Consider the following 2,994-nt stretch of genomic DNA (forward strand, 5'->3'; position numbering starts at 1 on the left):
GGCCCCTGCCGCAGAGCCTGCCGAGGAGCCCGCCGACGACCGCGAACCCGCGCCGGGCGCTGCGCCGGACGCCGTGCCCGTACTGATCTCGGCGCGGAGCGAGGCGGCGCTGCGCGCCCAGGCGGGCCGGCTGCTCGCCCTGGTGGAGGAGCGGCCCGGGACCGGGCTCACCGATCTCGCCTTCTCCCTGGCCACCTCGCGGGCGAGCCTGGAGCGCCGTGCCGCCGTCGTGGCGCGGGAGCCCGACGAACTGCTGCGCGGTCTGCTGGCCCTGCGCGACGGACTGCCGGGACCGGGCGTGGTGCAGGGCGTCGGCCCGGGCCGTGGCCGTACGGCGTTCCTGTTCACCGGACAGGGCAGCCAGCGCGCCGGCATGGGACGCGAACTCTACGAGCGTTTCCCGGCGTTCGCCGACGCGCTCGACGCCGTACTGGCCCATCTGGACGGCGAACTGGACCGGCCGTTGCGCGAGATCCTGTTCGCCGCCGAGGGCTCGGCGGAGGCCGCGCTGCTCGACCGGACCGGGTACGCGCAGCCCGCGCTGTTCGCCGTGGAGGTCGCGCTGTTCCGGCTCGCCGAGTCCTGGGGCATCACACCCGACTATCTGGCCGGGCACTCCATCGGTGAACTCGCAGCCGCGCACGCCGCGGGCGTGCTCTCCCTGCCGGACGCGTGCGCCCTGGTGGCCGCGCGCGGCCGGCTGATGCAGGCGCTGCCCGAGGGCGGCGCGATGGTCTCCCTCCAGGCCGCCGAGGACGAGGTCCTGCCGCTGCCGGCGGAAATCGGCGACCAGATCTCTGTCGCGGCCGTCAACGGGCCCTCCTCGGTGGTCGTCGCCGGGGCGGAGGACGCCGTCCTCGCCCTCGCCGCGTCCTTCGAGGCCCAGGGACGCAAGACCAGGCGGCTGCGGGTGAGCCATGCCTTCCACTCCCCGCTGATGGACCCGATGCTGGACGACTTCGCCCGGATCGCGCGAAGCCTCACCTACCGTCCGCCCGTCATCCCGCTCGTCTCCCATGTGACCGGCACGCTCGCCACCGACGACCAGGTGTGCTCACCGGAGTACTGGGTCCGCCATGTCCGGGACACCGTCCGCTTCGCCGACGGGATCGGCTGGCTCTCGGCCCAGGGCGGCGTACGGACCTTCCTGGAACTCGGTCCCGACGGAGTGCTCTGCGGCATGGCACGGGAGAGCCTCGCCGAGGAGCCCCGTACGGTCCTGCTGCCGCTTCTGCGCGGCAACCGCCCGGAGGTACGGGCGCTCGTCACCGCGCTGGCGGGCGCGCAGGTCAACGGTGTGGACATGGACTGGCGCGCGTACTTCGCGGACAGCGGAGCGCGCCGGATCGCCCTGCCCACCTATGCCTTCCAGCGCGAGCGCTACTGGCCCGAGGCACCGGCCGGCGCGGCCGTGGGAGCGGAGAGCGCCGCCGGTGCCGTGGACGCCGAGTTCTGGTCGGCCGTCGAGCGCGACGATGTGACGGCGCTCGCGGCCTCGCTCGGGCTGGACGACGACACCGTCACCGCGATGGTCCCGGCCCTCAGTGCATGGCGCCGCCGCCGTGGCGAGCAGTCCGCCGTGGACGCCTGGCGCTACAAGGTCGTCTGGAAACCGCGGACCGGCTCCACCGCACCGGCCGCCCTCTTCGGACGCTGGCTCGTCCTGGCACCGGCCCGTACGGAGGACACCGCGTGGTCCGCGGAGGTTGTCGCCGCCCTCGGTACGGAGACAGTCCTGGTCGAAGTCACCGGGACCGACCGGGCCCAACTGGCCGCCCGGCTGACCGAACTGCGAGCCGAGGAAGGCGAGTTCACCGGCGCACTGTCCCTGCTCGCGCTCGTGGGCCGCGACGGTGAGGCCCGCCCGGAGGTGCCCGCCGCCCTCACGCTGACCACCGTCGCCGTACAGGCGCTCGGCGACGCCGGGATCGACGCGCCGCTGTGGACCGTCACCCGTGGCGCAGTGTCGGTCGGCCGCTCGGAGCATGTGATCAGCCTCGACCAGGCCGCCGTCTGGGGACTCGGCCGCGCCGTCGCCCTGGAACAGCCCGGCCGCTGGGGCGGCTGCGTCGATCTGCCCGAGCAGCTCGACGCCCATGCCGCCCGCCGCTTCAGGAGCGTCCTGGCCGGTACGGACGGCGAGAGCGAGACGGCCGTACGCGCTTCCGGCGTCTTCGTACGGCGCCTCGCCCACAGCCCTGCCGGAGCGGCCGAAGCAGCGGACCAGCGGCGCCCGTTCGACCAGGCGGGCACCGTTCTGATCACCGGTGGCACCGGCGCACTCGCCGGACATGTGGCCCGCGGGCTCGCCCGCGAGGGCGCCCGGCATCTGCTGCTCGCCGGCCGGCGCGGGGAGAACGCTCCCAGCGCCGCAGCACTCCGCACCGAACTGGAGGAGCTGGGCGCCCGTGTCACCATCGCCGCCTGCGATGTCTCCGACCGCGACGCGCTGGCCGCCCTGCTCGCCGCCGTGCCCGAGGACGCGCCGCTCACCGCGGTGATCCATACGGCCGGAGTGGTCGAGGACACCACCGTGGACGCGCTCACTCCGGACGGCTTCATCGCCGTCCTGCGCTCCAAGGTGGTCCCGGCACACCATCTCCATGAGCTGACCGCCGAGCTGGATCTCTCGGCGTTCGTACTCTTCTCCTCGACCGCCGGTGTCATCGGCGCGGCGGGACAGGGCAACTACGCCGCCGCCAACGCCTATCTGGACGCGCTCGCCGAGTACCGGCGGGCCCATGGCCTCACCGCACTCTCCGTCGCCTGGGGCCCTTGGGCCGGATCCGGCATGGCCGCCGACGCCACCGGGATCGTGAGCCGCGTACGGCGCGGCGGATTCGAGCCGCTCGCACCGGAACCGGCCGTACGCGCGCTGCTCCGGGCGGTCGGGCACGACGACACCGCCCTCGCGATCGCCGACATCGACTGGGACCGCTTCCTGCCCGCCTTCGCCGCGAGCCGCCCGCTGCCGCTCGTCGGCGACCTGCCCGA

General features: G+C 74.4%; 1 protein-coding gene. It reads left to right on the top strand.

All coding sequences use genetic code 11. From position 1 onward, the window contains the following. On the top strand, positions 1-2,994 hold a 2,994-nt coding region (locus tag GA0115259_RS05105; protein WP_141716456.1), incomplete at both ends, for an SDR family NAD(P)-dependent oxidoreductase.

Origin of the sequence: Streptomyces sp. MnatMP-M17, assembly GCF_900091995.1 — a bacterium.
Lineage (GTDB): Bacteria > Actinomycetota > Actinomycetes > Streptomycetales > Streptomycetaceae > Streptomyces.